General features: G+C 40.5%; 19 protein-coding genes. All 19 read right to left on the minus strand.

The window, feature by feature from the left end:
• Positions 1 to 89: 89 nt before the first annotated feature.
• Complete coding sequence (locus MusilaSJ_RS27580; RefSeq protein WP_274987955.1) at positions 90 to 536, minus strand: hypothetical protein; 447 nt, start codon at positions 534 to 536, stop codon at positions 90 to 92.
• Between the two features lie 59 nt (positions 537 to 595).
• Complete coding sequence (locus MusilaSJ_RS27585; protein ID WP_274987956.1) at positions 596 to 1,657, minus strand: glycosyltransferase; 1,062 nt, start codon at positions 1,655 to 1,657, stop codon at positions 596 to 598.
• A gap of 8 nt (positions 1,658 to 1,665) precedes the next feature.
• On the minus strand, positions 1,666 to 2,583 hold the full coding sequence (locus MusilaSJ_RS27590; RefSeq protein WP_274987957.1) for a glucosamine inositolphosphorylceramide transferase family protein: 918 nt from the start codon (positions 2,581 to 2,583) through the stop codon (positions 1,666 to 1,668).
• Positions 2,580 to 3,311, minus strand: a complete 732-nt coding sequence (locus tag MusilaSJ_RS27595; protein WP_274987958.1) for a GNAT family N-acetyltransferase — start codon at positions 3,309 to 3,311, stop codon at positions 2,580 to 2,582. Before MusilaSJ_RS27595 ends, MusilaSJ_RS27590 begins: the two co-directional genes overlap by 4 nt.
• A 15-nt stretch (positions 3,312 to 3,326) precedes the next feature.
• The gene (gene asnB, locus MusilaSJ_RS27600; protein ID WP_274987959.1) at positions 3,327 to 5,168 is read right to left on the minus strand and encodes an asparagine synthase (glutamine-hydrolyzing); all 1,842 of its coding nucleotides are present in this window, start codon (positions 5,166 to 5,168) and stop codon (positions 3,327 to 3,329) included.
• A gap of 29 nt (positions 5,169 to 5,197) precedes the next feature.
• A complete protein-coding gene (locus MusilaSJ_RS27605; RefSeq protein WP_274987960.1) occupies positions 5,198 to 6,259 on the minus strand; it encodes a glycosyltransferase in 1,062 nt (353 codons plus the stop codon).
• 24 nt (positions 6,260 to 6,283) lie between these two features.
• The gene (locus MusilaSJ_RS27610; RefSeq protein WP_274987961.1) at positions 6,284 to 7,441 is read right to left on the minus strand and encodes an O-antigen ligase family protein; all 1,158 of its coding nucleotides are present in this window, start codon (positions 7,439 to 7,441) and stop codon (positions 6,284 to 6,286) included.
• A gap of 84 nt (positions 7,442 to 7,525) precedes the next feature.
• Positions 7,526 to 8,116, minus strand: coding sequence for a sugar transferase (locus tag MusilaSJ_RS27615; protein ID WP_274987962.1), 591 nt, complete (start codon positions 8,114 to 8,116; stop codon positions 7,526 to 7,528).
• A 7-nt stretch (positions 8,117 to 8,123) separates the two neighbouring features.
• Positions 8,124 to 9,368, minus strand: a complete 1,245-nt coding sequence (locus tag MusilaSJ_RS27620; protein ID WP_274987963.1) for a DegT/DnrJ/EryC1/StrS family aminotransferase — start codon at positions 9,366 to 9,368, stop codon at positions 8,124 to 8,126.
• Between the two features lie 17 nt (positions 9,369 to 9,385).
• On the minus strand, positions 9,386 to 10,153 hold the full coding sequence (locus MusilaSJ_RS27625; protein ID WP_274987964.1) for a DUF2334 domain-containing protein: 768 nt from the start codon (positions 10,151 to 10,153) through the stop codon (positions 9,386 to 9,388).
• Between the two features lie 18 nt (positions 10,154 to 10,171).
• Positions 10,172 to 11,341 (minus strand): glycosyltransferase, encoded by a 1,170-nt coding sequence (locus MusilaSJ_RS27630; RefSeq protein ID WP_274987965.1) that lies wholly within the window; start codon positions 11,339 to 11,341, stop codon positions 10,172 to 10,174.
• A gap of 24 nt (positions 11,342 to 11,365) precedes the next feature.
• A complete protein-coding gene (locus MusilaSJ_RS27635) occupies positions 11,366 to 12,223 on the minus strand; it encodes a glycosyltransferase family 2 protein (protein ID WP_274987966.1) in 858 nt (285 codons plus the stop codon).
• Positions 12,220 to 13,395: a DegT/DnrJ/EryC1/StrS family aminotransferase gene (locus tag MusilaSJ_RS27640; RefSeq protein ID WP_090526811.1), complete on the minus strand. Its 1,176-nt coding sequence runs from the start codon at positions 13,393 to 13,395 to the stop codon at positions 12,220 to 12,222. Before MusilaSJ_RS27640 ends, MusilaSJ_RS27635 begins: the two co-directional genes overlap by 4 nt.
• Positions 13,392 to 14,831 carry a lipopolysaccharide biosynthesis protein gene (locus MusilaSJ_RS27645; protein WP_274987967.1) on the minus strand — a complete coding sequence of 480 codons (1,440 nt, stop codon included), beginning with the start codon at positions 14,829 to 14,831 and terminating at the stop codon, positions 13,392 to 13,394. The genes MusilaSJ_RS27640 and MusilaSJ_RS27645 overlap by 4 nt, the downstream gene beginning before the upstream one ends.
• A gap of 6 nt (positions 14,832 to 14,837) precedes the next feature.
• The gene (locus tag MusilaSJ_RS27650; RefSeq protein ID WP_274987968.1) at positions 14,838 to 16,136 is read right to left on the minus strand and encodes a nucleotide sugar dehydrogenase; all 1,299 of its coding nucleotides are present in this window, start codon (positions 16,134 to 16,136) and stop codon (positions 14,838 to 14,840) included.
• A complete protein-coding gene (locus tag MusilaSJ_RS27655; RefSeq protein WP_274987969.1) occupies positions 16,126 to 16,656 on the minus strand; it encodes a UpxY family transcription antiterminator in 531 nt (176 codons plus the stop codon). Before MusilaSJ_RS27655 ends, MusilaSJ_RS27650 begins: the two co-directional genes overlap by 11 nt.
• Positions 16,657 to 17,193: 537 nt before the next feature.
• Positions 17,194 to 19,506 carry a GumC family protein gene (locus MusilaSJ_RS27660; RefSeq protein ID WP_274987970.1) on the minus strand — a complete coding sequence of 771 codons (2,313 nt, stop codon included), beginning with the start codon at positions 19,504 to 19,506 and terminating at the stop codon, positions 17,194 to 17,196.
• 34 nt (positions 19,507 to 19,540) lie between these two features.
• Positions 19,541 to 20,209: a polysaccharide biosynthesis/export family protein gene (locus MusilaSJ_RS27665; RefSeq protein WP_274987971.1), complete on the minus strand. Its 669-nt coding sequence runs from the start codon at positions 20,207 to 20,209 to the stop codon at positions 19,541 to 19,543.
• 399 nt (positions 20,210 to 20,608) lie between these two features.
• Positions 20,609 to 22,447 carry a glutamine--fructose-6-phosphate transaminase (isomerizing) gene (gene glmS / locus MusilaSJ_RS27670; protein WP_274987972.1) on the minus strand — a complete coding sequence of 613 codons (1,839 nt, stop codon included), beginning with the start codon at positions 22,445 to 22,447 and terminating at the stop codon, positions 20,609 to 20,611.
• Positions 22,448 to 22,620 lie beyond the last annotated feature (173 nt).

Genomic DNA, 22,620 nt, shown 5'->3' on the forward strand with positions numbered 1-22,620 from the left:
GAAAAAGGGAGGTAGATGTACCTGTTGCAGAATACTTTTGAGTAAGGAGTTTATCAAATTGCGCGCGTTTGAGTGTGATTTGATAAGTCTTACTTCATGGTATAAGTGTATTTTCTCCCGTTTGTAAGTGGATTACTATTGTCTGACGTTGAGAAATACAATGTGTTGCCCCAATGGCTAAATTGTCCCAGTCCAAAACTGCGGATATCACGGTGGGTAGAGTGGGCCGGCCCCAGTTCAACGCCATTTTCAAACAGCCTGAGCTTTGAAACAGTTGGAGAGGTGTTTGAATCCCCAATTTCAGGTAAATCATAGCCAATTTTGTAACAAAAGCCGCTATCGACTCTCAACCCTATCAAGCTTATCGATTTGATAGATTCATCCTGTGGTGTTGTAACAGGAGGAGTAGTTGTAGGCGGTGTTGGTGTTGGTGTTGGCTGGTCGGCTTTTTTACAACCGTTAATAGCAGATAGCATGGCTACAATTGTTATTATAGGCAACACAACATTTCGGGTGGATTTAATAATTGTTTTCATAAAATTTTTATTTTAGTTAGTTAAAGTTGTTGCGCTACTATGTATAAGTCAGGGGCCTTTTATACCAGTGCATTCAGTATCGACTTGATGAATATTTCGGGGGTACGGTCTTCTACGTATTGCATTATAAGGTCTTTATGATTGCTGTTAGTGCTGAGGGCGGTGTTTACCGCTGTTGTTAATGAGTTTACATTATCGGCTTCTGCCAGGTAAATGCCCGGGATCTCATCGATACCTCCCGCGCAATTGGTGCTGATTACAACCGGGTTCAGGATCATCATTTGCAATAATACGTTCGGAAAACCCTCTTTTATTGATGATATAACACAGGCTTTTGCATGCTTAAAATAAGGCATAGGGTTTGCGATCCACCCTTTTAATACTACCCGGCCTTCCAATTTTAATTCACTGATCAGTTTCTGAAGCGAGGCTTGCTCCGGGCCTTCGCCAAATATCAGTAGCTGCAAATTGGGCCGGGAAGCTTTAATTTCATCAAAAGCCATAATTAGTATATCAAAGCCCTTTTCAGGTATGAGCCGCCCGGCTGCACAAATAAATTCAACAGTGGCTTCGGCAGCGGGCAGTACTTCTTCGGCCTTTATTAGGTTTTGTTCAATATCGATCGGGTTTTTCTGAATGATAACCCTTCGCTTGTCGATGTATGGGAGATGCTGTATAAAACTATCCCGCATGCTGCTGGTTTGGCATACAACCAAATTTGCCCCTGGGTAGCCAAGCCGATATGCTATTTGGTAACTCAATTTTTTTAAACCGCTGTACCGGGTTAAAACAGACGAGCATTCCCTCACTATGAGTTTTGATTTTAAATATCCAAAGCGTTTTAAAAAACCCAGGAAAGCATTTAAGTAAGGATGTGTACTAAAAATAATATGATCTGTGCGGTAAGGGCTTAAGCTTTTTACTAACTTGGAAAAGCCACTTAATATGCTTCCGTTGCTCACATATTCAACTTGTAGATCACCTGGTATGTTTAAGCCTCCGCTGTTTACCTTTTTTAGAAATAACAGGCTGGCATTACTGGCACGGGCTGCTTGTAATAGTATATTTTCGGCTCCGTTTGCCTTATCGGTGATTGAAACAAAAAGTAATTTAGGTTTCATTTCTGACATTAGTTAGGCTTGTTAAGGTTCTTTAGTTTCCTAAATACTTTTTTAAATGGCCCTATTGCGCTCAATACTTTGCGTTTTCCGTCAACAATTAATAATCCATCTTCAAAATTTATAGTATGCAATCCTTCGTCATAAGGTGCCTGGGGAAGTAGTTCAAAAGCAGTATGGTATTGAAAATCTGTTTCGGTTATAATGGTTATTTCATTGATCATTACCGAGCCACCATAACACCTTTTTGGATTTTGGCTGGGCATATAAAGCTTTTGCCCAACTACAAATAACCTGCCTGCCGACCGGCTCACGTTTGAAGCTACCTTTATAGGGTTTTGTTTATGTGCCTTAAATGGAGCGTCGAGTGTGTCGGCATAAAATAAGTACAGTACGCCGTGTTCACCCGAAACACTTGTAAAGAGCCAATATTTGTTGTTATAATGGATAATGGAACTGTCAACAAATGCCTGGCCTTCCAGCAATACCCTGATCTTTTCAAACTTATATGGGTTATTCATATCAATTTGATAAAGAGCCACCTGTTTAGCTCTGCCTGTTTCCGGAATACAGTATAGCCGGTTACTGTCAGTGAACATGTGCGGATAGGAGAGGTGTATTTCGTCTTCCATGATGCCATTTACTTTTTTCTTGTTTTTGAAATGCATGTTATCCGTCATCATGATCTCGCCTTTTCCCTTCCAGAAATTAAGCTCTTCATAATAGAGATGTAAACGGCCATTGATATTTGCAGTAAAAGGATCGGCTGTATAATCCACTTTATCTTCTGATAACCAATTGATTTTTCCGTTTAGCTGCTGAGTGTGGATAAGGTTTTCGGGAGATTGTGATATATAACCTATATTCCATTTGTCATAACTAAACACTTTGTGAATAAATGAAATGAATGAGGAGATAAGGTCTTTCATAATCGAAATATTTTTTTTAAAAATGACAGGAATGTTAGTGATATAGGTAGATAGTCGGTTTCCTGCAGCAGGCTTCCACCAAAACTATCTTTGAATTTGTTGATCTTTAAAAGTTCGGTATCTGATGTATTGTAAGCATAGCCGCCCAAATCATATATTTTGAAGCCAAGTTGTTTAAAAAAGCGGATATCTTCAAAATGCAACAAGCGGTTTGCCCGGCCTGTAACAGCCCTTAACTGGCTGTCATTTTCATTTCTGAACAGGGAAGCCGAATGCAATAATCTTACTCTTTGCGATGAATGGTCGCGGATGTAAGCGTGCATAACAATATCCTGATCCTGGTAAACCGCCTTGGTGATAAACAGGTGCGGCTTGTATTTATAAAACTCTTTATTAATTTTTTTCAGGCCTTTGGTAACTGCAAATGCATTGTAAAAGTCAATAAAGGGTTTAATGCCTGTACCCATTACGGTTGATACACCATCTTTAATGGCCCTGCGTATTTCGTATGATGTGTTTTTATCAAAATTGGCTTCAATAGCAGGTACAGGGGCGGTTATATCAATTATTTTGGTGAAAAAATCCTCTTTGCGGTACCCCGGAACAGTTTCGCTGCTTTTACTTTGTTTATAGTATTTTAACAGGCAGCCCCATAAATTGGGCTTAGCGGCAAACCACACAACTGTGTATGGTACTATACGCATAGCCCTGTTGTTAATCTGGATCATAAAGTTTAGAGTATTTTAAGCTACCTGGTATGTTGAAATTGTTTTTGAACGCTGATCTTTAAGCCATTGTGTATACACAAGCAGTTTCCAGATCTGCGTTGCCCTGTTCCATTTGCCGCTCATGTGGTCGTTTATCATGGCAAATGATTTTTGTACGTTAATACCGGGGATGTTCTTTAACTCGCTGATTGAAAGATGGTCCATTACGTGATCTCTCAGTTCGTTTTTAAACCAATGGCTTAGCGGCATTGTAAAGCCGGATTTTGGCCTGTCAAACAGTTGTGCCGGCGCATATTGGTATAGTATATCTTTCAAAATCCTTTTTTGAATGCCATATTTAAACTTATAGCTGTCGGGCAGGGTTTGAGCAAATGCAATTACCCGGTAATCCATAAGCGGTGCCCTTGCTTCTAACGAAAAGGCCATTGTGCCCCTGTCAACTTTAGTATTTATGTCACCGTTTAAATAGGTCTTGGTATCAAATGCCGACAGCTTTTGAAGCATGCTTGTTGATTTTGACGACCAGATATCCATGAACGGAACCTGCAGGCCAATGTTAGGATTTTCGAGCCAGGAGTATTCCAGGCCGCCCAGCATAAGCCCGTAAAGTGATTTAACCTCCGGATTGCAGATCCCCATTGCAATTAGCTTATGACGGTAGTTAGGGGAGATGCTAATTACATCGGCTATTTTTTTACGTAGCGCCAGCGGGCATTTAAACAGCTGGTTAACCATGTTGAACCATTTGTAACGGCTGTATCCTAAAAAGCTTTCATCGCCGCCATCACCGCTTAAAACCACGGTAACGTGTTTTTTGGTGTGTTTACTTAACAGCAGGGATGGGATGGCGCTTGAATCGGCAAAAGGCTCATCATAATAGCGGCCGAAACTCTCAATTAGTTCAAGGCCTTCTTCTTTATTACATTCAATTGTATGATGATCTGTTTTTAAATGATCGGCAATTTTTTGTGCAAAAACGCTTTCATCAAAACCTTTTTCTCTGAATTTTATGCAAAAGGTTTTTACATTGTTATAGTTTTTTGAAGCTATGGCCGCAACAAGTGATGAGTCGATACCGCCTGAAAGATATACCCCAAGGGGCACGTCGGCATGCATGCGTATATCAACCGCGTTAGTAATCAGCCGGGTCAAATCGGCCTGTGCTTGCTGGTATGTTCCTTCATAGCGTTCGGCATGGTTTAAATCCAGTTCCCAGTATTTTCTTATTCTGAAACTGCCGGTATTGCAATCAAAACAAAATGAATGCCCGGCCTCAAGCTTTTGGATTTCGTTCCAGGCCGATTTGGGTTCGGGAACGTATCCCCATACAAAATATTCGTTAATAGCCTGTTCATTGATAGTTACATTCCGACCTATACATATTTGCGATGGCTGGCTTGCAAATTCAAAATCTAAACCATTTTGGATATAGTAAAACGGCTTTTTGCCAAGCCTGTCGCGGGCGCCAAAAAGCTGGAGCGTGCGGGTGTCAAAAATTACAAAGGCAAACATACCGTTGAAATGGTTGACACAGTTTTCGCCATATTCAAGAAAGGCGGCTGTAATAACCTCTGTATCCGAATCAGTCAGGAATCTGTAACCCAGGGCTGTGAGCTTTACCTTTAAGGTTTTATAGTTGTAGATTTCGCCATTAAATACAACTTTAAGGTGATTGTAAGTTAAGGGCTGATCTGACCGGTGATCCAGATCAACAATAGCCAACCGGTTATGGCCTAAGGTAACCGGACCATTGTGTTCAAAGCCAGAATAATCGGGGCCCCTGAAATCGGCCCTTGCCAGTTTTTGAAATATAATGTTATCGTCATATCTCACTGTTGATCCGTAAATGCCGCACATAAAAAAACGTTAGGGGTTAATAGTTTTGTTTAATTAGCAAGCAGGGTTTCATATTCCATGCCTATTTTCTCGAGACTAAAGCGGTCAACGATATCGGCTTTGATATTAGGATGCTGCCAGGTTTGATTGCATGCCCTGATAATTTGATGGCGTAGTGTGCACAGATCATTTTGCTCGGCTATAAAACCATTAAAGCCTTCTCTTATCAGTTCGTTAACCCCGCCAACTCTGAATGTAACCACCGGAACGCCTACCGACAATGCTTCGAGCACTACATTAGGGAAGCCTTCGGTAAATGAGCTTAAAACCAGTAAGTCATGCTTAGAAATAACATCGGCAACATTTTTAATTTCACCGATGAATTTCACGCGTTCGTTAAGGCCTATATTTTGTACCTCTGCTTTTAAGGTATCCATCAGCGGGCCTTTGCCGGCTATAGTTAGAACATAGTTTTGAGGCAGTGCTTTCATAACCTCAAGCAGGCGAAATAATCCCTTTTCTTTGATGAGCCGGTTAACTGCAATAAGCCTTTTTACACCGGAAATTTTATTTTGAGGTTTTAAAACGTCTGTAATAATAACGGGGTTATGTATAACTATTAATTTATCGAGACTGATATGGTATAGTTTAAATATTGATTGCCTCATTTCTTCCGACTGGCAAACAATTGAGTTAAAGCGTACAAACAAAAACCTTGAAAAGTAATTGTAAAAGCGGGACTTAAATCCATAAAACTGCGCCATTTGCTGCGGATTGTTAGATGCCCGGGCTATTAAATTAGGCACTCTAACAAACATAGAAACAAAGGCTACCAGGATATTAATATGATCGGTAGTTGAAAAAACCGCGTATGGTTTTTCATCTTTCAGCAGTTTACGAAGTTTAAAAAATGAGCGTGAAGCTTTCATTGTTTTCAGGTTTAAAAATCTGATACCTGCTATTTCTGTTGAGAAACTGCACTCCTGCCCATTAAGCAACACTACAACTACCTCATAATCGGGTTTGTTGAAATATTGCGATAGCAGCCAGTAAACACGCTCAGAACCACCTGTACCAAGCGAACCAAGAACAAGGAAAATCTTCTTTCTCATTATAAATAAAATTGGGATCAAGTTTTAAGCGACAACTAATTCTTCCTGCACTGGTTCGGTTTGTTTTACCGGGTCTTTTAACCTTTTGTAGTGTAATACAGCGAAATAAATAAATATAGTAGGGCCATCCACGCTCATCAGCCACCCGTTATGTGACAGCGCGTTTAATGAAACTGCTATAAAAGTGAAAAATATAGCTACATAAATAGCGCTTCCTTTATGTTTTACGTTTTTTATAGTTTGCCAAAACAGGCGAACGGTTTTGTAATATATGGCCCATAATAACCCTAACCCCAAAAACGGACCAAGCACGGTTATAAACATCAGGTAGGCATTGTGGGATGATAAGCCAAATGTGAACATCGGGTTGCGGTAAGTTACCTCATCCCAGGTTTTGCCATAAAAAATAAGCCCGAAAGGATAATCAGCATATATTTTAAGGTTTTCGGCAGCCATATCGGCCCGGTTAAAATCGTTGGCTTCTTTAGCCTGGTTTTTTGAAAGGATATTGTTTTTGTCGTCAGTGTTATCTTTTAATACATAAGTGTACAGCCCAAAACATATGACCACTGTAGCAGCAACCAGGAAAACAGCCTTGTAACGATAGTAAATAAACAGGAAGAGCGTTACACCGACCCCAAAACTTATAAATGCCGACCTGTTCATGCCAAGGTAAATGCAGGCAACACAGGCTGCTAAAACTAAAGCCCTTATTATAAGATATTGCCCGGTGGTGCATGAGGCAATAAAGGCAAAGGTTGTAATGGCCACAACCTGGTATCCGAAGTTAAATTGTGTTACTGCCAGCCCTGCAGGACTTTGTTTAACCGGTTCGCCCAATAACATGCTCCTGATCGGATCAATGGTGCCTGCCATGCTGTGATCAAGTACCATAATGATCATAGAGCACATGAGCAGAAAGAAGAACATTAATATTGAAGCGTAATAGCGCGATTTATTTGCACCTACAAAATAGTTAAAGTATAACGAACAGGGTATTATAGTAAGGAGAATGGCAAAAAAGGTAATATAATTGCTCATCCCTACTACCTGATATAAAAAAACGCCGATTAAAAAAATTATTAACTCGTTGTAATAGCCAAAATCAAGCAAAGGTTTTTGCACGAAGAATAGCAGCATGCAAAAAATTACAGGTGCAGGAATCCTCAAAGTATCTGTCATGAAAATGTTAAAAGCAAGTGTGTACAGATAGAAGAGCATTAAACCATAAAAGAGGCACTTTTTAAGCAGCATAATAAAGTGGTGCTATTGAAAAATTCGTTTTATTGTAGAAAATATAATCTTCAGATCCATGAAAAGATCCTGGTTGTCGATGTATTCGAGATTTTTGCTGATCTTTGACGGCACGATCACCCGGATGTACATATCTTCAGGATCATCGCTGCTGGCCAGGATATCATTTTCATCAAAGTATTTGATGGATGCCCAGTCTGTTACCCCGGGTTTTACGGTTAGTACCCTTAATTGTGCCGGTGTGTACATGTTTACATATTTTCTCACCTCGGGGCGCGGGCCAACAAAGCTCATGTCGCCTTTTAAAACATTTAGCAATTGCGGCAGTTCATCAAGTTTATATTTCCGGAGCCAATAACCAACACCGGTGATTCGGTAATCTTTACTGCCAATGGTTAGTAACCCGGCTCTGTCTGAATTTACGTACATGGTTCGGAATTTGAAGAGTTCAAACTCATTTCCATCTTTCCCAACCCGCGCCTGTTTATAAAATGCGCTTCCTCTTGAGTTTATTTTAATGGCTACAGCAATCAAAAGGAAAAGCGGCAGCAATACGATGAGGGTGATAAATGACAAGCCCATATCAAAAAGCCGTTTAATCATAACTGTATTATAATTCAACTTTTGCAGGTTCTTTACACTCTTCTAATGCGGCATTTACCGAGTTTATGACGGTTGTAATTATGAAATCTATCTGCTCATCCGAAAGCTGCGGATATATAGGGAGCGAGATTTCATTGGCATAAAGCGCATAAGCCGATGGATATTGAGAGATTTCATACCCCATGTCTTTAAAAAGGGTTAACATGGGCAGCGGCATAAAGTGTACATTGGCCATGATCCCTTCACTCATAATACTGTCGATGATCTGATCGCGCTGTACTTCTGATATACCTTTAATTCGCAGGGCAAACAAATGATAAGATGATTCCCTTTGCTCATTTTTTAATGGCGGTTCAATAAACCAATCCGTTGCTTTAAAGCTGTCACAATACATTGATGCAACACGTTTGCGCATGGGGAGTAGTCGGACATCATAATTCTTGAGCTGGCCGAGGCCTATTGCAGCGCAAATGTCGGGCATATTGATTTTCAGGCCCATAAACAGGATATCGTATTTCCAGCCGCCCCCGTTTGATTTAGTAAAAGCATCCTTGGTTTGGCCGTTAAGGGTATATAGTTTTAAATACCGGTACTCATCAGCTGCATTGAAATTGGCGGGCAGATTGATACATATGCAACCGCCTTCGGCAGTGGTAATGTTTTTAACTGCATGAAAAGAAAAGATAGAAACATCACTATACTTTGCTGCAGGTAATTCATTTATGGTTGCACCGATTGAATGCGCCGCGTCGGCAATTAAAAGGACCCGGCCTAAAACTTTTTGCTTTGGGCTCTCAGCAACGAATAACTTTTTAATATCCTGCCTGTTTATAATAGATTTTAATCCCTCATAATCGCAGGGCCAGCCGGCTATATCTACGGCAATAATTGCCTTGGTTTTTGGTGTTATAGCTTTGATCACAGCCGCTGTCGATATGCAGCAATCGTCATCAACATCAACTATCACCGGTGTAGCCCCGCAATGCAGTACACTTAAGGCGGTAGCACAATAGGTGTATGCTGGTATGATAACCTCATCGCCTTCCTTTATGCCGAACCATTTCAGCATCAGGATAGCTCCTGATGTCCAGGAGTTTACGCAAACAGCCGCATCCGAAGCTGTAAGCTGCTTCATTTGTTGCTCAAGTGCGGCTACTTTGGGTCCGGTGGTTATCCAGCCGGAGTTAAGCGTGTCCATAACCTCGTTTATAACAGCCTGGTCAATGTAAGGTGGCGCAAAAGAAATTTTCATATCAGGTTTAAATAGTGTTAGTTTCCGGCGGGGATTCGTTCCATAAAAGCGATTGCTTTTTGGGCGTAATCACGTGCTAATCTTTTATAAATGCAATATTTCTCGGCAAGGGCATCTGCCCAGGTATAATTTGAAAAATCGAGGTCATCCAGTGAAACAAAAAGGTGATGGTTTTTTTCTATGAAAATTTCAAGCTCAGCAAACGTTTTGTCAGAACAGGTTTCGGGATGATAATTGAATGTCCATGTGTATTTTGTTTTTTGTTCAACTTCTGATAGTTGAACAGGTACCCAATTAAAACCAAATCTTACGTAAGGTGACTTAAGCAGGCCGTCACTTATTATTTTAATGTTAGTGTATTCGTGTAAAGCCAGCAGTGTATTACGGTCAAAAGTATGTGCAGGGGCAATGAAAACAGTGGGGTTGATATTTTCACCTCTGAAAATTTCGGCCGCTTTTCTTATTTTTTCTTTCTGTGTTTGCAATGGTAAGCCTGCAAATTCCGACCTGTTGTTCATCTTCAGTAAGCCGGAGTTGTGATTTATGTAATAATGATCAAAACCGTGCATGCCTATCACATAATTTTTATTTTGAAGTTCGCGCACCAACTGCCAGTAGTAAGGATTGAAATTACCGCAGGCTTTTAGCTTGGGGTCTTTATTGGCTGGTATAACAGCGATGATTGGTTTTATACCATGCTTGTCGAACAGGGTAAAGAAACGTTCCCATTTTTGCAGGTTATTTGTAGGGCACAAATCATCCAAACGAATTAGATACTGTAACATATTAACAGTTTGATAGGTTTATAAAGCCGGTTGGCTGTTTGTTAGTTGTGCCGCTGTTGCAGTTGCAGCAACGTGCTTTTTGATTAACGTTTCCCATTCTCCCAGGATCTTATCGGGATGGTTGGTTTGAGATATGACGCGGGCCTGATTTCCAAGAGTTGTTTTTACAACCTCATTGCCGGCCAAACGGTGCATTGCATCGGCTAAATCACTTATTGATCCTCTTTTTACCAATATCCCATTTTGGCCGTTGTTGATGATCTCCGAAGGTCCAAAATTGCAATCAACCGCTATGGAGGGGCAGCCAAAGCTCATTGCTTCAACTAAAGCATTGGGGTATCCCTCGTTGCGCGATGGTAAGACAAACATTTCGGCCTGGTTGTAATAATCCTGAAGGTTGTTTTTGCTGCCAGGCAGCAATACCCGTTCTCTTAACCCCAGATTAAAGATCTGGCAAACGAGGGTAGCGCGTTCTTCGCCATCGCCGACGATAATCAGATCGACGTCGGTAAGGCCTGATTTTGCATAGGCTTCAATAAGGATATCAAAGCCTTTTACATAGGCCAAACGGCCAACTCCCAAAATAAACCTCCGATGGTGGACCTTCTCCTCTGACGGTAATGGGAAAATAGTAACAGCATTTGTTATGCGCTCAATGTTTGTGAGTACTTTAAAGTCTTTGTCCTTAAGCAAGCAGTCCTCAACTCCTTTAGCACTTACTACAACTGCTTCGGCTCTTTTATATAAGTTTAAAGCCAGTTGTTTACGCAAATAGTTAAACCTGATAACGCTTCTATCGGGCGAAGTGCGCTCTGAAACAATGTAAGGCACCCGGGTAAACCAACAGGTAATGCCAGTCCAAACATTGGCGGATGTGATGAATGATAAAGCGCACACCGGCTTTTGAGCCCGCAATAACTTGATAAGTTTAAAAAAAGTTTCGGCAATATGATACAATCTGTAAACAAACAAATTTTTTTGACGGTCAGTAAGGTAAAATACCTTAACATCATTATCAATTTCATATGCTGGAACATCATTGTTTAAAGAAATAAGTACCGACTGAAAGTTGTTTTTATTAAAATAATTAGCAAGCGATATGATAACTCTTTCTGCTCCTCCTCCTTTAAGGGAGGGAATAATGAAAAACAGAACGGGTTTTGAAAAAGGGACGGCTGGTATGTTCATTGTTGGTGTTAAATTCCCTGCGGGTTAAAGCAGGTATTTTAGTGTATCGTAAGCTTTGCGAAACCGTTTGTTTTGTAATTCAAATAACAGATAGCGTTTAATATAAAGCAGCAATAGCTTTTTTTTTGCCCTTGCAGAGTAGGTGAAGTTTTTGATGATCAAATTGAAATCACTTATAACCATTTCCATACGTGCTTTGGCGTTGATCATGCTCCATACGCCGCCTTCATGATTGCGGTAACAGCTCATCACCTCGGGTATTACATAAATTTTACCGCCGGTATGCTGGGTGGCCCATAGCTTAAACATTTTATCGCCGGCAAAACATTCAAAAAACCAGGGAGCAGCAAACAGCTGATGGGTTTCGGGAATGTTGCGATAAACAACTGTTGCCGTTTTTGTTTCTTCCTGTTTCCCCGCCAGCAAATCGGCATATGTATGTATCAGCGGTGTCGGGTTAGGGTGTACGTAAAGAGTTTTGTTATTAACGTTTATCACTTTGTGGTAATGGCAGCAAATAACGAAGTCGGCATTGTTTTCTAAAAAATCAACCTGCTTTTGCAGTTTATATTCATTTGTCCAGTAGTCGTCGCCCTCACAAAGAGCTATGTACCTGCCTCTGCACTGTGTAACACAATTAATTAAGTTTTTATGTGTGCCTAAGTTGGTAGGGGAGGCTATAAGCTTGATCCTGCCGGGATAGGTTTCTGAGTAAAATTTAATTATTGACTGGGTTTTATCTGTCGAGCAATCGTCGCCAATGATGATTTCGAACTTAAAGTTGGTTTTCTGCATCAAAAAGCTTCGAATAGCCTCAGAAATGAATTTTTCATGGTTGTAAGTAATACAGAGAACACTTACCATTATTTCTTCATCGTTCATACCGTTCCATTTACATTCGCTGCCCTTACATTTATTTCAGATTCAATTTTATCGGTCACCAGTGTGCCAAAATGTTTCGGCTTAAAGTTGTTGTCGAAGTTTTGTGCACGAAGCAATAACCTGCAAATAAGGTCAAGATCTGACAGCGACAGCGTATGATATAACGGAAGACAAACCACCCTTGAGGCTATGGAATCGCAAACAGGCATTGGTTGGCTTTTTACGTATGGCAATGATGATAACGAGGGATAAAAATACCTCCTGCAATAAATCTGTGCTAACTCTAATTTTGCTTTACTTTGATGCATCAGGGCCTCTGTTTGAAAAACGACGGGGAAATATGCATAATTATAATCCTGTTCGTTTTCAAGTTTTTGGAACTGAACATCCAGGTTTTCCAGGCGCTGCAGATATTGCTCATACAAATACTTTCTTTTTTTAAGTATTTCGTCAACATGGCGCAGGTTGCATAAACCCATTGCTGCGTGAAACTCGCTGTTTTTAGCATTGATGCCTTCCTCCGAGAAAGTATCGACACCTGAATATCCGAAGTTGCGCATCAGTGCCATGGTTTTTAATAACTCCGGATCCTGGGTAAATACAGCGCCACCTTCGATAGTGTGATACAATTTGGTTGAGTGAAAGCTGGTTACACTGATGTCGCCATATTCAAATACGGAGCGGTTTTTATAAAAAGTACCGAAGCAATGTGCGGCATCATAGATCACCTTAAGGTTATGTTTATCAGCAATAGCTTGTATGGCTGTTATATCGCATGGGTTACCGAATACGTGTGTTGCCAGTATAGCCGATGTGTTGGGTGTGATGGCAGCTTCGATTTTAGCCGGATCAATATTCAGCGTTTCAGGATCGATATCAACAAATACAGGTTCGCAACCCTGCCATACAATAGTACTTGTCGTAGCAACAAATGAAAATGGCGTTGTGATAATTTCTCCGCTTAAGTTAAGTGCTTTGATAGCCAGTTGTAAAGCTATTGTACCGTTTGTAACAAACAGCATATGACTAACGCCCAGGTATTGCTTTAACTTTAATTCGAGCGTGTTCACAAGGGGCCCATTGTTGGTGAGCCATTGCCTTTCCCAGATACTTTTAACATAGGCTCTGAATTCCTTTTCGGCAGGGAGAAATGGTTTGGTTACTGGAATCATCTTTTTAGGATTAATTGGTTAAAATCTTTAATAGCGGAGAGCTTAATCAACAAACTGGTACCATAATAAACCGCAATGAACACTATGAGTAATATGCCAATTTGCATAGTCGGGATGAAAAAATCATTGATCAGTAATTTGTCGAGAAAATAACAGCAGAGGCCAATGCTTCCGGCTAATGTTACTGTTGGCAAAATATCTTTTACCTGCTCGGTAACCGGGTAGTTAATTAGGCGACCGCTGTAAATGGAATTGATGTAGTAGGCTATTATGTTAAAAAGTAACTGAAAGTATAATAACCCATAAATCCCGAAGGGAATAAAAAGCAGGATGCCAACTACACTTAAAACCTTTTTAATAACCTCTAACTTTAAAAACAATGCGCTTTGTCCCATTACTTTTAAAACATTTAAGTTGTATGAATGCAGCGGGTACATAATGCCGCCTATGCATAACAATTGGAAGAACGGAACGGCGGGCAGCCATTTATCGGTTAATAAGATGTGAAACAAAGGTCTGGCAATAACGCTAAGTAATATAAGTACCGGTGCATTCCAGAATACTACCTGTTGCATAAGCCGTTTATACACATTTTTTAGCTGTACCGGGTCGTTTGAGATCTCTGCGAACATAGGATAAGTAACTTTATTTATAGCTGCCGAAATGTTACTGATAGGCAGTTGGCTGATTGAATCGGCACGGCTGTAATAGCCAAGCTGAGTTGCCGAAAAGTACTTACCTATAATGATTAGGTAGATATTTTGGTAAACAGTATCAATTAAACCCGATAATGTCATTTTATAACCGAAATGAATATGTTTTTTAAAGCACGCTTTATCAAAGATCAGTGCCGGCCTCCAGTTTGAGGTAATCCAATGTATGGCAGTTGATAAAAAGGATGTGCATAAACCCATCCAAACAAGGCTCCAAACACCATATCCTAATTTAGCGAGTATAATACCTAATATACCGCCGCCAATAGCGGATGGAATTTGAATATTGGTTTGTTTCTTAAATTTTAGCTCTTTTATCAGTAAGGTGCTTTGTACCCCGAAAAAAGCATTGATGATCAAAATCAAGGTATAAACACGTACCACCGGTGTTAGTAACGGCTGATTATAAAAGGCAGAGATCAATGGTGCCGATAAAAAAAGCAACAAATACAGGATAGTACTGCCAATAATATTAAAAAAGAACACGGTTGAATAATCGCGCTGATCGGCATTGGTTGTACGGATCAGCGAAGCTGTCAGACCGCTGTCCAGGAGGCTGTTGCCAACCGAAATAAAAAGCGACAGCATAGCTATCAAACCAAATTGCGATGGCTCCAGGATCCGCGCCAGGAAAATGGATATGCCAAAGCTCACCACCTTTGAACTTAATTGCTGCCACAGCGCCCATACTATGCCGGATACGGCTCTTTGTTTGTAGGTCATAAATTTTTAAAGCCGGGCATTAACAACGTTTTCTGGTAAAAATGCCTTCAAATCATACAATACCGCATTGGGTTTGCACAGCGCTTTTACATTCATTTCTTTAAACTCCTCGTGGGCAACAGCAAGTAAAACCCCATCATAGGTACGGGTTTTTGACTCGCCGTTTTCGCAGATGATGCCATACTCTTTTTTAGCATGTTCTGCATTGGCCCAGGGATCATGGACATGCACTTTTACTTTATATTCTTTCAATCGTTTTACAATATCTATTACACGGGTATTCCTTACATCGGGGCAGTTTTCTTTAAACGTGAACCCAAGTATTAGTACTTCACTATCTGTTATGGAAGTGCCGCGGCAAATCATCTGTTTAATAAACTGATCGGCAACATAGCTACCCATTGAGTCGTTAATGCGGCGACCGGCAAGTATAATTTCGGGGTGATAACCTGCTTCCTGAGCTTTTTGCGCAAGATAATAAGGGTCAACACCGATGCAGTGTCCGCCAACAAGGCCTGGCCTGAAATTTAAAAAGTTCCATTTGGTACCTGCAGCTTCCAATACCTTGTGGGTATCGATGCCTAACTTGTTAAAGATCATCGCCAGTTCATTCACAAAGGCAATGTTGATATCGCGTTGGGCGTTTTCAATTACTTTAGCTGCTTCGGCAACTTTTATTGAATGGGCTTTAAATGTGCCGGCGGTTATAACTGATTGATAAAGCTTATCAATGGTTTCTGCAGCTTCAGGAGTTGAGCCTGATGTAATTTTGCGGATCTTTGAAACTGTATGTAATTTATCTCCGGGATTGATCCTTTCGGGCGAGTAGCCTGCAAAAAAATCAACGTTATAAGTAAGCCCCGATACTTTTTCTAAAATGGGCATACATTCATCTTCAGTTACCCCCGGATACACGGTTGATTCGTAAACCACGATATCATTCTTTTTTAACACTTTGCCTACAACCCGACTGGCATTTATTAACGGAGAAAGATCCGGCCGGTTATTTTTATCAACAGGGGTTGGCACAGTTACAATGAATATAGAGCATTGCCGTAATTTTTCAATTTCATCAGTAACGTATAAACCGGTTGCGGTTGTGCAAACAGGAGTAATTACTGCATTTAATTGGTCGGACTCTATCTCTAAAGTGTGATCAATGCCCGATTTGAGCTCATTAATGCGATCTACATTAATATCATAGCCAATAACCTTGTATTTTTTTGCAAATTCAACTGCCAGGGGCAAGCCTACATAACCAAGACCGATAATGCCTAATTTAGGTTGGTAATTCTCAATTTTCATGATTTCTGCTGATGTTATGAACTGATAAGTTTTGGATTGAAACACGTGTTACCAAAGCGCAATTGATGGTTTCAAAAACCATTAATACATTTTTGCCCTGTATCTGCAGTACCTTACCCATCTGATTTACAAGAGCGCCATCTTTTATTTTAACTGTATCACCAACAGTGAGACTCTTAAGGCTCACAATTTCCATGTCTTTGTAGCGTACAAGATTTGTCCTGATCTCGTCTATTATGTTGTCTCTCACTACAGCTGGTTTACCCATATAGTAAACAAAGCCTAACGCCCCCATTACGTAAAGCGCCCTTGACTGCTCATAGGCATCGACATGAACAAATACGTAGGAGCTAAACAGAGGAACACTGATCTCCTTTTTCCTGTCAGACCATTGGCTTACTACATCTCTGACCGGGCAATAGCATTCAATGCCATTTTGCTTCAAAAGCTTGTCCACCTTTTTTTCCCATCGGGGCTTGGTGTAAATAACAAGCCATTTTTTTTCATGATAATTTGTCATGCGAAATTGCGGTGTTCTTAATTGGGTTTCCATAAAATGAATAAAGTTGGATCGGGGGAATTAATAAGGCTTATTATAGCTTCGCCAACTCACTCACATGGCGCAAGTGATGATGGCTTTAAAAGAATAGTAATTGAAAATTACTAACCTGGTTATCTGTTTTATTACGGCCGCAGCCAGTGTTAGCTGTGGCTCCGCCAATCCAGTCACATGGTTAGGCAGTTAATAAAAAATAAATCGAACTAATGGTTTATAATATTCGCCGGTTTTACCCGTTTATCATAAAATATAACAGGTGTTCTAGTCTCCTGCGGCTCCGCCAATCCAGTCACACTGGTCAGGCAGTAAAAAAAGCAAGCTAACGGCTTATATGGTTCTCCGGTTTTACCCGGTTATTGGTTCATAACAACTGCAACTTATGTTGCTTACGGCTTCGCCAATCCAGTCACATGGAACAGCGGCAGTCAATAAATACTTTAACTAAAAGTTTATAACACGTATTAGCATTAACCTTATGCTATTGTAAAATGGTAGCTATCAACTGCCATATGCAGATGCATATCCATAGCCACCATAGGCATAGGCCTCCCGGTTTTCTTTTTTCGCATCGTTAAACACTACCATAAGGTTATTTAATCTATCATTATCATAAATATCTCTGAGGATACTTAATTGCTCGGTATTAGTATAATTATACCGTACAATATAAATACTCAACTCGGCGTATTTAGCCAGGCTAAAAGCGTCGGCAACGGCACCTACAGGCGATGTGTCGAGCACGATATAATCAAACTCGGTTTTGCACCAGTTAAAAAGCAGGTCGAGCCGTTTATCTGATAATAGCTCGGCAGGGTTAATTGCTTTACTGCCGCTTCCCATTACAAAAAGGTTATCTGATTCATTATACGCCTGGATGCATTCGGCCGGTGAATTGGTATCGCCCATTAAAAAATCTGTAATGCCTTTGGTTTGCTCCATGTTGATGTTTTTAAGCAAATCGGGCTTGCGTAGGTCAAACTCCATAATTAATACCCGTTTATTGAGCATGGCAAGCGTTAAACCCAGATTGATGCTAAAAAAGGTTTTGCCTTCGCCTTTCATAGACGATGTAACAAGCATGGTTTTGTGCTGCGTTCCCTGGTTCAGGAAGCCAATATTGCTTCTGATATACCTGAAGAGTTCTGAAATGTTGGTATTACTGCCGTTAGAGATAACTACAGGGCTTTGACCTTCATTATTATGGCATAGTTCGCCCAGGATCTTCACTCCCTTTATATTCAGCAGGCTTGATTGATTCCTGATTTTCAGGCTAAATTTATCTTTCAGGAAGATGAAAATTCCCGGCATAAACAACCCGGCTATAATAGCGAATAAATAGGTGAGCTGTTGCTTGGGAAATTCAGCTATCGGATTAGCAGCAGGTTTATCAATCAATTGTGATGAAGGAATGGTAGCTGATAAAGACAACGCTGTTTCTTCCCTTTTTTGCAACAGGTACTGGTATAAATTAGTTTTTACCCCCTGTTCACGGCTCCGCTGCAAAAGTCCCCGTTCAAGCGACGGAACAGAGCGGATGCGGGAGTCATACTGGGCAGAATTTTGACTGAGCAATTTGTGGCTAATAGAGAAGCCTTTTTTAATATTACTGAGATTTTCCATAATATTTACACGAAGGCTGGCTATTTGGTTGCTCAGGTTTTCAATAAGGGGGTTGGCGAGGTTTGCGCTGCCCAGCATGCGGTTCCTTTCCAACTGCAGGTCGTTGAAACGGCTAACCAGGGTATTTAATGCCGGATCCTTCAATCCCATGGTACTGGGTACAGCATCATATTGGTTAGCCGAGTTTTTTAAATACGCTTCAATGGAATTCACAATACCCAATTGAGTATTTGATTCTTCAAGCAGTTGATTATATTCTGCAGATTTTGTCAGATTTACCTGTGTGCTTGCATTGATCTCTGCAGCTCCGTTCCTTTGCTTAAAAGTTTCAATATCACCTTCGGTGTATGACAGGTCTTGTTCTAAATCATGTAATCGTTTATCAATGAATAATATAGTGTTTACGGCTGTAACGTTTTTCTTAACAACGTTTTCGGCGTTATAGGTAGATATGATGTTGTTAAGAATATCAACCCCTCTTTCGGGCACCGCATCAACCAGGCTTAAGGTTAAGGTGTTTGATTCTTTAACTACAGGGTTTACCTGTAATAACCCGGCGCTGTAAGCTGCTGCCAGCCTGGTAAGGTTTTTAAACTGGATCAGTATTGGGGTTTCGTTATCTGCACGGGCCGGGCCTTTTTCTACTTTAAAGGAATAATCCTTGTGATTAATCAGTTGGTTATAGCTGTAGATCCATGTTTTAGTTTCCTCTTTTAACAAAAACTTATTTTGTGAATATGGCTGGATATATAGTTTTTTTAGATAGCCGGTTTTCCCTATTCTTTTTACAGTAATGGTAAAAGGCCGCTCGTTACCATACAGTTCTTTTACTTTAAAGCCGCTTTCATCAAAATAGGAAGTTTCCAGGTTAAGTTTTTTGAATACGCTATAAATCAAATCTTTTGATCGCAATACCTCCATTTCATTATCCACGGTTTTAGTTTCCTGAAACATGTTCAGGTCGCTGAAAGCAGTAGCTTTTAAAATACCATCGCCTTTTTTATCGTCGGGGATTTGCAGTGTACTTGTTATTTTATACAACGGGGTAACATAGTTAAGGTATGCCCAGGCTGCTCCAAAACAGATAATCATGCTTATCAGGAATAAATACCAGCCGTTTAAATAAGGCTTAATGTTGTTCCTGAACTTGTTGCCTGGCAAAGGTTCTTTTAAAATAAAATTGTTATCCATGTCAGCTATTCTTAGGTATCTTTAAAACTGTATTTTATCTTCTCAAAAGTACTGCCGCCAACACAGCCAATGCCGAAATTGAGGCTACTACTATTGGTGCTAAGCGCGTGCTTTGACTATACTCAACCGCCTTTGATTTGTCGGGCTCCACATAAACAATATCATTTTGTTTAAGGTTGAAGTAAGGCGAATCCATCGATTCAACTTTATTAAGGTTAAGACGGTTCATTGTTCTTCGTCCGTTTTCTGTGCGGATCACCAATACATTTTCCCTGCGTCCATAAACTGTCATATCCCCGGCCATACCTAATGCTTCAAGTAAGTTTACATTTTCATCGGTTATTATAAATGTTGATGGTTTGTTAACCTCGCCTATCACGCTTATTTTAAAATTCAGAAGCTGGATGTCAACTACCGGGCTTTTAACAAAAGCCGAAAGCCTTTTAGCTATTTCAGTTTGCGCTTCCTCAATGGTTTGCCCTTCAATTTTATAATCGCCTATAAGTGGTAAATTCACAAATCCATTTTCGTTTACTTTATATCCGCCGCGGGTTGACAGATTGTTTAAGCCCACATTTTTGTTGCCATTGAACAGCAGGTTTGATTCAGGGTTTAAGCTGTTAACAGTTACATTTAAAATGTCTTTCTGATGAATGACTACTGTTCCGTTTGTATTGTTATTTGCAGCGCCTGTATTTGCCATGTTGCTGAAGTAAACAAGATCCCGACTTCCGGCACATCCGGTTATCAATAGCAATGCTGTAATGAAACAGTATATATTAATTTTTTTCATCATCAATAGTTTAAGAGAGTTTAGGAAACTATTTTGAACTGGTTTATTTGGTTAGTCAAATTTATCTATTTGGGCATCGATAGTATACGGTTTTAGTCGATTGCCGCTTTTTTGTAAACCTGTATCTTAGTCTTTACAGAACATGTAAAGCAGCAATGCAGGCATGTGTAAAGGGATGAGAAAAATGTGTCTGAGTTGGGCATTTTGGGCTACACTTTCATATAATAGTGTTACACCCAGTAGCAACAGCACATAAAAAAAGCAGGCTCAGGCCTGCTTTTAGGGAGTTTGTTGGTTAATTATTACAAATTATTCTACTGTAACCGATTTAGCCAGGTTACGGGGCTGATCAACATTACAGCCCCGTTTTACGGCAATATGATAGGAGAGAAGTTGTAGCGGGATAGTGGCCAGCAGTGGTAAAAAGGCTTCGTCGGCGTCGGGTATTTCAATGCAGTAATCGGCCATTTTTTTTACTTTAACATCGCCCTGGGTAACAATGGCAATCACTATTCCCTTTCGCGCCTTAACCTCCTGTATATTACTGATCACCTTTTCATACGATGAGTTTTTTGTGGCGATGAAGATCACCGGCATCTGCTCGTCAATTAACGCAATTGGCCCATGCTTCATTTCGGCGGCAGGATAACCTTCGGCATGGATATAGGAGATCTCTTTCAGTTTTAAAGCTCCTTCCAAAGCTACCGGGAAACCAAAACCACGTCCTAAGAACAGGCAGTTAGGCGCATTCTTTATTTTGGAAGCAATGTCTTCAATCAATTTATTATCCTGTAGCAGCGTTTGTATTTTATCGGGTATGGTATCAAGCTCGGTTAATAAATTGGTAAGCTTGCCTGGTGTTAAAGTACCTTTGTGCTGTGCAATATATAAAGCAATTAAAGTTAAAACTGTAACCTGCGCTGTAAAGGCCTTTGTTGAGGCCACACCTATTTCCGGGCCGGCATGGGTGTAAACCCCTGCATCAGTTACGCGCGGAATTGATGCGCCAACAACATTGCAGATCCCAAGGATGGTTGCACCCCGTTCTTTAGCTATCTCGATGGCGGCTAATGTATCGGCAGTTTCTCCCGATTGGGATACCGCCATTACAATATCTTTACCAGTAATTATGGGATTACGGTACCTGAATTCGGAAGCATATTCAACTTCTACCTTAATGCGTCCGTATTCTTCAATAAGGTATTCGCCTGTTAGGCCGGCATGCCACGAGGTGCCGCAGGCAATAATAATTATCCGCTCGGCATTTTTAAGCTTATCCGTATATTGTTTAATGCCACCTAACTCAACCTTGCCTTCAAGCGGAAAGATACGACCGCGCATACAATCCCTTACTGATCGCGGCTGCTCAAAGATTTCCTTCATCATAAAATGCTCAAAGCCGCCTTTTTCTAACGATTCAAGTTTTAATTCCAGCTCCTGGATCAATGGGGTTTGCACAACATTGTCAAGTTTCTTTATTAAAAGCCCACTGGGCTTAACCTGTACTATTTCGTTATCTTTTAAATACACTACGTTTTTTGTGTACTCGATAATAGGAGTGGCGTCTGACGCAATAAAATATTCGCCATGGCCAACACCAATAACCAATGGACTGCCTTTTCGGGCGGCAATCAGCTGATCGGGGTTTTCCCGGTTCAGTATAACTATGGCGTAAGCACCTATCACTGTATTTAAAGCCAGGCGGACAGCTTCCAGTAAATCAGTTTGTTCGATATTTTGAATTTCCTCAATTAAGTGGATCAGGATTTCGGTATCTGTTTCACTTTTAAAGGTGTGCCCACGGGCAAGTAGTTCTTCTTTAAGGATCAGGTAATTTTCGATGATCCCATTATGGATAATGTGCAGGCGGTTATCATTTGAGCTATGCGGATGCGAATTTGCATCAGATGGGGCGCCATGTGTGGCCCACCTGGTATGTCCTATGGCCACATGGCCGCTCTTGTCTTTGTCGGCCGTGTGCTCCTCAAGACAAGCCACCTTCCCGGTTTTTTTATACACACTGAAGCCTACATTGTTTATAATAGCAATACCGGCGCTATCATAACCACGATATTCTAATCGTTTGAGGCCGTTCAACACAACGGGCCACGCATCTCTTGATCCGATGTAACCAACAATTCCGCACATAGTTTTAGGTCTTTAAATGATAAATTAAGTTTATTTGTTACTTGGTGAGTAAAATTATTTAATTGACTATCAATAAAGTATGAGCCCCGTTCAATTGCCCGTAAATTGTAAATCTGACGCCATTTTACACGTTTAAACTGTAAAAGGATATAAATTGCTTTACATTTTAGTTT

Source organism: Mucilaginibacter sp. SJ (assembly GCF_028993635.1).
Taxonomy (GTDB): domain Bacteria; phylum Bacteroidota; class Bacteroidia; order Sphingobacteriales; family Sphingobacteriaceae; genus Mucilaginibacter.

Bases quoted from the DNA above. Each gene is read 5' to 3' on its own strand.
- MusilaSJ_RS27580 (WP_274987955.1), bottom strand. From the start codon at position 536: ATGAAAACAATTATTAAATCCACCCGAAATGTTGTGTTGCCTATAATA.
- MusilaSJ_RS27585 (WP_274987956.1), bottom strand. From the start codon at position 1,657: ATGAAACCTAAATTACTTTTTGTTTCAATCACCGATAAGGCAAACGGA.
- MusilaSJ_RS27590 (WP_274987957.1), bottom strand. From the start codon at position 2,583: ATGAAAGACCTTATCTCCTCATTCATTTCATTTATTCACAAAGTGTTT.
- MusilaSJ_RS27595 (WP_274987958.1), bottom strand. From the start codon at position 3,311: ATGATCCAGATTAACAACAGGGCTATGCGTATAGTACCATACACAGTT.
- asnB (WP_274987959.1), bottom strand. From the start codon at position 5,168: ATGTGCGGCATTTACGGATCAACAGTGAGATATGACGATAACATTATA.
- MusilaSJ_RS27605 (WP_274987960.1), bottom strand. From the start codon at position 6,259: ATGAGAAAGAAGATTTTCCTTGTTCTTGGTTCGCTTGGTACAGGTGGT.
- MusilaSJ_RS27610 (WP_274987961.1), bottom strand. From the start codon at position 7,441: ATGACAGATACTTTGAGGATTCCTGCACCTGTAATTTTTTGCATGCTG.
- MusilaSJ_RS27615 (WP_274987962.1), bottom strand. From the start codon at position 8,116: ATGATTAAACGGCTTTTTGATATGGGCTTGTCATTTATCACCCTCATC.
- MusilaSJ_RS27620 (WP_274987963.1), bottom strand. From the start codon at position 9,368: ATGAAAATTTCTTTTGCGCCACCTTACATTGACCAGGCTGTTATAAAC.
- MusilaSJ_RS27625 (WP_274987964.1), bottom strand. From the start codon at position 10,153: ATGTTACAGTATCTAATTCGTTTGGATGATTTGTGCCCTACAAATAAC.
- MusilaSJ_RS27630 (WP_274987965.1), bottom strand. From the start codon at position 11,341: ATGAACATACCAGCCGTCCCTTTTTCAAAACCCGTTCTGTTTTTCATT.
- MusilaSJ_RS27635 (WP_274987966.1), bottom strand. From the start codon at position 12,223: ATGAACGATGAAGAAATAATGGTAAGTGTTCTCTGTATTACTTACAAC.
- MusilaSJ_RS27640 (WP_090526811.1), bottom strand. From the start codon at position 13,395: ATGATTCCAGTAACCAAACCATTTCTCCCTGCCGAAAAGGAATTCAGA.
- MusilaSJ_RS27645 (WP_274987967.1), bottom strand. From the start codon at position 14,831: ATGACCTACAAACAAAGAGCCGTATCCGGCATAGTATGGGCGCTGTGG.
- MusilaSJ_RS27650 (WP_274987968.1), bottom strand. From the start codon at position 16,136: ATGAAAATTGAGAATTACCAACCTAAATTAGGCATTATCGGTCTTGGT.
- MusilaSJ_RS27655 (WP_274987969.1), bottom strand. From the start codon at position 16,656: ATGACAAATTATCATGAAAAAAAATGGCTTGTTATTTACACCAAGCCC.
- MusilaSJ_RS27660 (WP_274987970.1), bottom strand. From the start codon at position 19,506: ATGGATAACAATTTTATTTTAAAAGAACCTTTGCCAGGCAACAAGTTC.
- MusilaSJ_RS27665 (WP_274987971.1), bottom strand. From the start codon at position 20,209: ATGGCAAATACAGGCGCTGCAAATAACAATACAAACGGAACAGTAGTC.
- glmS (WP_274987972.1), bottom strand. From the start codon at position 22,447: ATGTGCGGAATTGTTGGTTACATCGGATCAAGAGATGCGTGGCCCGTT.